Genomic DNA, 8041 nt, shown 5'->3' on the forward strand with positions numbered 1-8041 from the left:
CTACCTGAAGCAACACCGCTTATATACCCGCACACTTGGAATTATTTGAGTCTCTAAAAATGAGGGGATCTCTGAGGGTAAAAACAGTTTGCCTGAGAAAAACGATGTGGATGACTGTGGTATCGCAGATTTGCTCCGGAGTGTCTGTCTGAAGCTAATAGGTGAAACTGCCGCCAACCTTGAAAAATCGGGCCATAGGGCGTATAACCACGCGCTTGTCAGCGTATTGAGTGAGCCCATTGCCATGCAGCAAAAAGTGCCGCAGTTAAACGAAGTGCAGACCGCCCCCTTCTGGCAGATAAAAAGCCTGCAACAGATGACCACAGCCGAGTGGGAGTCCCTGTGCGACGGCTGCGGCAAGTGCTGCCTGAACAAGCTGATCGACGAGGACACCGAGGAGCTGGTGTTCACCAACGTGGCCTGCAACCTGCTCAATACCAAGACCTGCCAGTGCTCCGACTATGGCAACCGCTTTAAGAAAGAGCCGGACTGCCTGCAGATCACCCACGACAAGATTGCCGAGTTCAACTGGCTGCCCTCTACCTGTGCCTACCGCCTGCTGGCGGAGGGGCAGAGCCTGCCAGAGTGGCATCCCCTTATCACCGGCAGCCGCAGCGCCATGCACCAGGCCGGTCAGTCGGTGCGCGGCAAGGTGATCCATGAGGTACATGCCGGCGACTGGGCCGACCATATCATTACCTGGGCGAGCTAAGCCTTAAACCACCGTTTATTGCTTACTATAGGGGCAGGGGAGTGAGACTCCGCTGCCCTTGTAGTTTTTGGCATATAAGTGATCAGTTTTTTGCGATAAAGGCAGTTTGAAACTTCATGGTGAGATGAAAGCATCGTGAAGTCGTGAGAGGTCGCCTCTGACGCAGCCAGCACCCGTTAAACCGCATCCATGACAACAAGGGCTGCAGAGTTCACACTCTGCAGCCCTTGTTGCTTTCTGGCGCTTGCTAGCGATGTAGAGTGGTTTCCCCTCACCCTGACCCTCTCCCAAGGGGAGAGGGAATAGATCGAGGTTGCTATGCAAAACTCGTGGTGGTCGAGCATGGTTCTGCTCTGCTTTTCTGAGTACCTGAGTACCTGAGTACCTGAGTACCTGAGTACCTGAGTACCTGAGTACCTGAGTACCTGAGTACCTGAGTACCTGAGTACCTGAGTACCTGAGTACCTGAGTACCTGAGTACCTGAGTACCTGAGTACCTGAGTACCTGAGTACCTGAGTGCCGATGAGCGCATCCGTGCATCAAGTGCGGGAGGGCAGTGGAGAGGCGTGATGGGGGCCAATGTCTGGCGGAGGGGGCGGCTCAGAGCCCACGAGCCAGCGGGCCTGGGAGGTGGGAAGCGGCTTGCACACTGCCAAACAGCCATAAAAAAACCGGCGCCTGGGCGCCGGTTTTTGTTCTCCGAGACTCTATTACAGAGAAGCGGTGAAGGTACGGGTGATGACGTCTTGCTGTTGCTCCTTGGTCAAGGAGTTGAAGCGAACGGCATAACCGGATACGCGGATGGTCAACTGCGGATATTTCTCCGGGTTTTCCATGGCGTCCAGCAGCATTTCACGGTTCATCACGTTGACGTTCAGGTGCTGACCACCTTCCAGGTTGGCTTCATGGTGGAAGTAACCATCCATCAGGCCGGCCAGGTTGGCTTTCTGGGCTTCCATGTCTTTGCCCAGCGCGTTTGGCACGATGGAGAAGGTATAGGAGATACCATCTTTGGCGTAGGCGAACGGCAGCTTGGCGACGGAAGTCAGGGAAGCAACGGCACCCTTCTGATCACGACCGTGCATCGGGTTGGCACCCGGGCCGAACGGCGCACCGGCGCGACGACCATCCGGGGTGTTACCGGTCTTCTTGCCGTACACCACGTTGGAGGTGATGGTCAGCACGGACTGGGTCGCCACGGCACCGCGGTAGGTGTTGAGCTTCTGAATCTTCTTCATGAAGCGCTCGACCAGGTCGCAGGCGATGTCATCGACGCGAGCGTCGTTGTTGCCGAACTGCGGGTACTCGCCTTCGATTTCGAAGTCGATGGAGACGCCATCGGCATCACGTACCGGCTTGACCTTGGCGTACTTGATGGCAGATAGGGAGTCAGCGGCGACTGACAGACCGGCGATACCACAGGCCATGGTGCGATAGACGTCACGGTCGTGCAGCGCCATCAGGGAGGCTTCGTAGCTGTACTTGTCGTGCATGTAGTGGATGATGTTCAGGGCGGCGACATACTGCTTGGCCAGCCAGTCCATGAAGTGATCCAGTCTATCCATCACGTCGTTGTAGTCGAGGTACTCGGAGGTGACCATTTCGGTCTTGGGACCGACCTGGATCTTGAGCTTCTCGTCCATACCGCCGTTGATTGCATACAGCATGGTCTTGGCCAGGTTGGCACGCGCGCCGAAGAACTGCATCTGTTTGCCGACGATCATCGGGGACACACAGCAAGCGATGGCGTAGTCATCGTTGTTGAAGTCCGGACGCATCAGGTCGTCGTTCTCGTACTGAACGGAAGAGGTCTCGATGGATACCTTGGCACAGTACTTCTTGAATCCGACCGGCAGCTTCTCGGACCACAGGATGGTCAGGTTCGGCTCAGGGGACGGGCCCATGGTGTACAGGGTATTCAGCATACGGAAGCTGTTCTTGGTGACCAGGGTACGGCCGTCAACGCCCATACCGGCCAGGGTCTCGGTGGCCCACATCGGGTCGCCGGAGAACAGTGAATCGTATTCCGGGGTACGCAGGAAGCGAACCATACGCAGCTTCATGACCATGTGGTCCATCAGCTCCTGGGCTTCTTGCTCGGTGATCAGACCCTTTTGCAGGTCACGCTCGATGTAGATGTCCAGGAAGCTGGAGGTACGACCGAAGGACATGGCCGCGCCGTTCTGGGACTTGACCGCCGCCAGGTAGGCGAAGTAGGTCCACTGGACGGCTTCTTTGGCGGTCTTGGCCGGTACGGAAATGTCGCAGCCATATTTGGCAGCCATCACCTTCATCTGGGCCAGGGCACGGTGCTGCTCGGAGATCTCTTCGCGCAGACGGATGGTGGCTTCCAGGTTGACACCGTTTTCCAGATCGGCCTGCAGGGACTTGAACTGGGCCAGTTTGTCGGCCATCAGGAAGTCGATACCGTACAGGGCAACACGACGGTAGTCACCGATGATACGGCCACGGCCGTAGGCATCCGGCAGACCGGTGATGACGCCGGACTTGCGGCAGTTCAGGATGTCTTTGGTGTAGACGTCGAACACGCCCTGGTTGTGAGTCTTGCGGTACTCGGTGAAGATCTTCTCGACCATGGGGTCAAGCTGGCGACCGTACACTTCGCAAGAGGTCTTGACCATCTTGATACCGCCGTTGGCGATGATGGCGCGCTTGAGCGGTTTGTCGGTCTGCAGACCAACGATTTGCTCCAGGCTCTGGTCGATATAGCCGGCATCGTGAGCGGTAATGGTGGAGGGCAGGTCGGTATCAAAATCGACCGGCGCGTGGGTGCGGTTCTCGATCTTGATGCCTTCCATGACCTTGTCCCACAGCTTGGTGGTAGCTTCGGTCGCGCCAGCCAGGAAGGACTCGTCACCTTCATACGGGGTGTAGTTCTTCTGGATGAAGTCACGGGTGTTGACAGAGGTCTGCCATTCACCGGCTGCGAAGCCTTCCCATGCTTTTTGGAACTGTTCGTTAAGTTCTGCCATTTTCATTACCTCTCAAGGTATTTATGTGTCTGCCGCCATCCTTAATGATGGCGACGGAAGATAAACCAGTAAGTCAGCCCAACCATGACGCCACCACCAATGATATTACCTATGGTGACAGGGATGAGGTTGTGCAGGACGAAGTTGGACACGGTCAGGTCGGCAAAGGTTGCCGGATCTTGGCCGATGGCCTGCCAGAATTCCGGGCTCGCGACGCTGTGGATGGCGATACCGACCGGGATCATAAACATGTTTGCGATGCTGTGCTCAAAACCGGAGGCCACGAACATGGCGACGGGAAGCAGCATCACCATCACCTTGTCGGTGGCGCTGCGGGCGCCGAAGGCCATCCACACGGCGAGACACACCATGAGGTTGCAGAGGATGCCAAGGGCCACGGCCTCGAAGAAGGTGTGATGGATCTTGTGCTGGGCCACTTTCATGGCGTTCAGCCCCCACTGACCATCCGCTGCCGTGTATTGTGCCGACATGATGATGAGGCCGACGATGATGAGACCGCCGATGAGGTTGCCGAAGTAGACCAGTCCCCAGTTCTTGAGCAGCTGGGCCCAGCTGATGCGATTCGCCGCCTTGGCTACCAGGGTGAGGGTAGTGGAGGTGAACAGTTCGGCGCCGAGCAGCACGCAGAGGATGAGACCGAGGGAGAAGCAGATGCCGCCCACCAGCTTGGACATGCCCCAGGCCATGCCGCTTGAGCCCGTGGTGACGGTGATATAGAAGACGAAGGCGATGGAGATGAAGGCGCCAGCGGTGATGGCCAGGGGAATGACCTTGTATGCGGGCTTGGTGGCCTTGGCATAGGTAATGTCTTCGGCCAGGGCGGCGATGGCTTCGGGCTTCAGACAATCAAAGGGAGATTCTGCTTTCAATTCTCAGTACCTGCATATTTTGCCTGTGGAAATCATAACAAAGGGGCTGATCCCCAAAATTGACTCCGATCAAGAATTACAGATTGTGAATGTAATTTTACTACAGGATTTTTCACCATCCGGAAGCGTTTCTTTACATCAGGTTTCAGGTGAAACAGAAATGAGTCTGTTATTAATTTTATGATTTTTAAGAACTTATAAAGGACACCCTTAAAAAAGTACCGGCCAGGCACCTTTGCGGCCGCACTGCACCATGAGTGCCAAATTAACAACCCCCTAAGAGGTATTTTTTGTCTTTTATTTCATCTTTGTGGCACGGCCAGCCAAAGCGTAGACCATAAAACAGAAGGGGCCCTCAGGGCCCCTTCGTCATATCAGCATATCAGTTCCAGGTGTGGATTCGTTTGGCTTTTTGCAATTTCTCGTAAGCGGCCAGCAGTTTCTGGTGCAGCGGGAACTGGGAGAGGGAGAGATCGGCGGCTTCCAACCCGTGGAAGCGCGCCTCGCCGCGGGCGTTGGCCCACGCCTGTGCCAGGGTCTCTTCCCCGAACATGCGGGCGAACACCGGACGGTACTGCTCGGGGTCGCGTTCCTCGTCGAGGAAAAGCTCGACGCAGGCGCGCAGGGCGCGGTAGTAAGCGGCGCGATCCGCCGGGAACACCGACTGGTTGAACTCCATGGTCCAGTCGATGAGGTCGAGGGCGCTCTCCAGGTCGCCTGCGGCCAGCGCCAGCATGGCTTTGAGCTCACCGACGCGCAGGGTGTGCAGGGCAGTGCCCTTGGCGGCGGCGATGCCGAGCAGCTCGCGCACCCGGGTCCGCTCGTCGTGACCCTCTTCATCCAGCTGGTCGAACAGGGCCATGTACTGCTCTGCGTCCCACTCGAGCGCCGGCAGCGCCAGGATGGTTTCCCGCAGGTGGGCCCCCATGGTGTTGTTGGCCAGCAGCAGATCTTCCACCGGATAGATGTCGGACATGCCGGGCACCAGGATACGGCAGGCGTAGACACCCAGGTGCTCGTAGTCGGCGATGTAGACCGGCTGCTCCAGCTCGTGGAAGATGCCGATCAGGTGGTCGAACTCCTCTTGCGAGGTGCCACGGAAGTCCCAGTCGGCAAACTCGAAGTCGGACTCTTCCTTGAACAGATCCCAGCTGATGAGGCCGGAGGAGTCGATGAAGTGGGTCTCCAGATTGTGGTGATCCGCCACCTGCTCGTTGTCAAACGACGGCGGCACGAAGACGTCCAGATCCTTGAGACTGCGCCCTTGCAGCAGTTCGGTGACGGTGCGCTCGAAGGCGACCTCGAAGCGCGGGTGGGCGCCGAAGGAGGCAAAGCAGGTGCCGTTGCTCGGGTTGAGCAGCACCACGCAGATGACCGGATAACGGCCGCCGAGGGAGGCATCGAAGCTGTAGATGGGGAAGCCTTCGGCCTCCAGTGCATCGATGGACGCCTTGATGCCGGGGTAACGGGCGATGACCTCGCCCGGGATCTGGGGCAGGCTGATGGCCTCGGCGATGATCTTGTTCTTCACGTGGCGCTCGAACACCTCCGACAGCCCCTGGGTGCGGGCCTCGGTGCGGGTGTTGCCGGCGCTCATGCCGTTGGAAACATAAAGGTTGCCGACGATGTTCATCGGGATGTAGACGGTCTGGTGGTCGGACTGGCGCTCGAAGGGCAGGGCGACGATGCCGCGCTCCTCGTTGCCGGATTGCAGGTCCACCAGCATGTCGGCGGTCACTTCACCGTCCGGGTTGTAGAACTTGCGGGTGAAGCTGTCGAGCAGACCGGCGGGCAGCTGATCCCCCTCGATGGGGAACCACTTCTCGTTCGGGTAGTGGACGAAGTCGCCATTGGCGACCTGCTCGCCCAGGTAGAAATCGGCGAAGAAGTAGTTGGTGGAGAGACGCTCGAAATACTCGCCAAGGGCGGAGGCGAGCGCCGCCTTCTTGCTGGCACCCTTGCCGTTGGTGAAGCAGAGGGCGCATTCCTTGTCCCGGATGTGCACGGACCAGACGTTGGGCACGGGGTTGAGCCAGGAGGCCTCTTCGATATCAAACCCCAGGGCTTGCAGCTTGGTCTGGAAGCGTTCGATGGAGTCTTCCAGCGCTGCGTCCTTGCCGGGAATAAAAGTGTGGTCGGTCATCACAATGTCCTGATTTTATGGGCTCATGTTTGGACGCAGATAATAGCATGAGTGACGGGGAAAGCGGCCAGGGCAATGGTGTGGGCTTGCCCAGGCCTGCATTGGATGGGCGGGGTGTGGTAGTGGGACCGGGCGGTGCGCTGCGGGGCGGCGATTTTTCATGGGAAAGAGGGTTGGGTCATCAGTTTTACTTAACATAATTAAGATAAAGTAAATTTTATTATGACCCTGTGCCCTTCATCATGGCGTCAACCGTTGGCGGGGGAAGGAAAAGAGGGGAGCGCCCGTGCCCGTTCCCCCCCCGTCTTGATGAACCTTGACCAGGAGTGCTGAATGTTCCCGATGATCCCCCGTATAGACCCCGAGATAGCCAGGTTGGCGCCGGGCTTTTGTGCCCTCAGCATCGTAGTGGAAGCCGCCCCCGTGATTGACACTCTGGTGGGGGAGCGGGCCCTGGCCCGGGCATGTGCGGCCCTTGGCACCGACGAGGCCCCCTGGGCCCTTGAACATCTGGCCGCCTGGGATCAGGTGTTCAAGGGGTTTGGCGCCAAGCCTGCCCGCACGCCCTGCTCGGCCCTGGCACTGCGCAAGCGGGTGCTGCGCGATGGCGTCTTGCCCGCCATCGATCCCGTGGTCGATCTCTACAACGCCATCAGCATCGAGTATGCCATTCCCGTGGGCGGGGAGGATCTGGCGGCCTATGTGGGAGCGCCGCGCCTGGTGATTGCCGATGGCAGAGAATGCTTTGACACCCTCAAAGAAGGGCTGCCAACCCAGGAGGCACCGGCTCCAGGAGAGGTGGTGTGGCGGGACGATCTCGGCGTCACCTGTCGCCGCTGGAACTGGCGCCAGGGGATCCGCACTCGCCTGAGCCTCTCTTCCCCCCGGATGTGGTTCATTCTGGAGTGTCTGCCGCCGATGCCGCGCACAGCCTTGTGGGAGGCCGGCGACAGGCTGATTGCCGGTCTCACGCAGATGATGCCTGGGGCCCGCATCGAGCAGACGCTGGTGGAGTGATTGAAGGAGCAGACGGAAAGATAAAAGGAGGCGCCCCATGCTCGCCCGGGCGGTCATGGGGCGGATCTTGCTCGCCATCACGCGCCATGCCACGTCTGTGCCACCCGCCTTTCCCCACCGCCTGTGAACACATCTGCAAGCAGAGGAACACAGCAACACGCCGGGCTGACATCGCCCCCTGGAGCTTGCCACGTCGGGGCCGGTGTACCCGCAATGCTGTTCACTTAAGCGGAGCCGCATTGCGATTTACCGGAAAACGGGTCTTTGATATCTTCACCGCCCTGG

5 protein-coding genes are annotated in these 8041 nt (G+C 58.5%); 2 read left to right on the forward strand and 3 right to left on the reverse strand.

Translation table 11 applies throughout. The annotated features are described in order from the left end of the window. Window positions 1-244: 244 nt before the first annotated feature. Window positions 245-712, forward strand: coding sequence for a YcgN family cysteine cluster protein (locus tag OKB81_RS18220; protein WP_109113289.1), 468 nt, complete (start codon window positions 245-247; stop codon window positions 710-712). A gap of 711 nt (window positions 713-1423) precedes the next feature. On the opposite strand, the gene pflB is transcribed toward OKB81_RS18220, so the two are convergent. The 3 genes from pflB to ycaO form a co-directional block, all read right to left on the reverse strand. Then, on the reverse strand, window positions 1424-3706 hold the full coding sequence (gene pflB, locus OKB81_RS18225) for a formate C-acetyltransferase (protein WP_010674504.1): 2283 nt from the start codon (window positions 3704-3706) through the stop codon (window positions 1424-1426). A gap of 41 nt (window positions 3707-3747) precedes the next feature. Next, on the reverse strand, window positions 3748-4596 hold the full coding sequence (gene focA, locus OKB81_RS18230) for a formate transporter FocA (protein WP_160838525.1): 849 nt from the start codon (window positions 4594-4596) through the stop codon (window positions 3748-3750). Between the two features lie 382 nt (window positions 4597-4978). Next, window positions 4979-6739, reverse strand: a complete 1761-nt coding sequence (ycaO, locus tag OKB81_RS18235; RefSeq protein ID WP_010674506.1) for a 30S ribosomal protein S12 methylthiotransferase accessory factor YcaO — start codon at window positions 6737-6739, stop codon at window positions 4979-4981. 333 nt (window positions 6740-7072) lie between these two features. Between ycaO and OKB81_RS18240 the strand changes: the two genes are divergently transcribed. Next, window positions 7073-7756, forward strand: a complete 684-nt coding sequence (locus OKB81_RS18240; RefSeq protein WP_270665160.1) for a B3/B4 domain-containing protein — start codon at window positions 7073-7075, stop codon at window positions 7754-7756. Window positions 7757-8041 lie beyond the last annotated feature (285 nt).

The sequence above is a fragment of the Aeromonas sp. QDB56 genome (assembly GCF_027705505.1).
GTDB classification, from domain to species: Bacteria; Pseudomonadota; Gammaproteobacteria; order Enterobacterales; family Aeromonadaceae; genus Aeromonas; species Aeromonas caviae.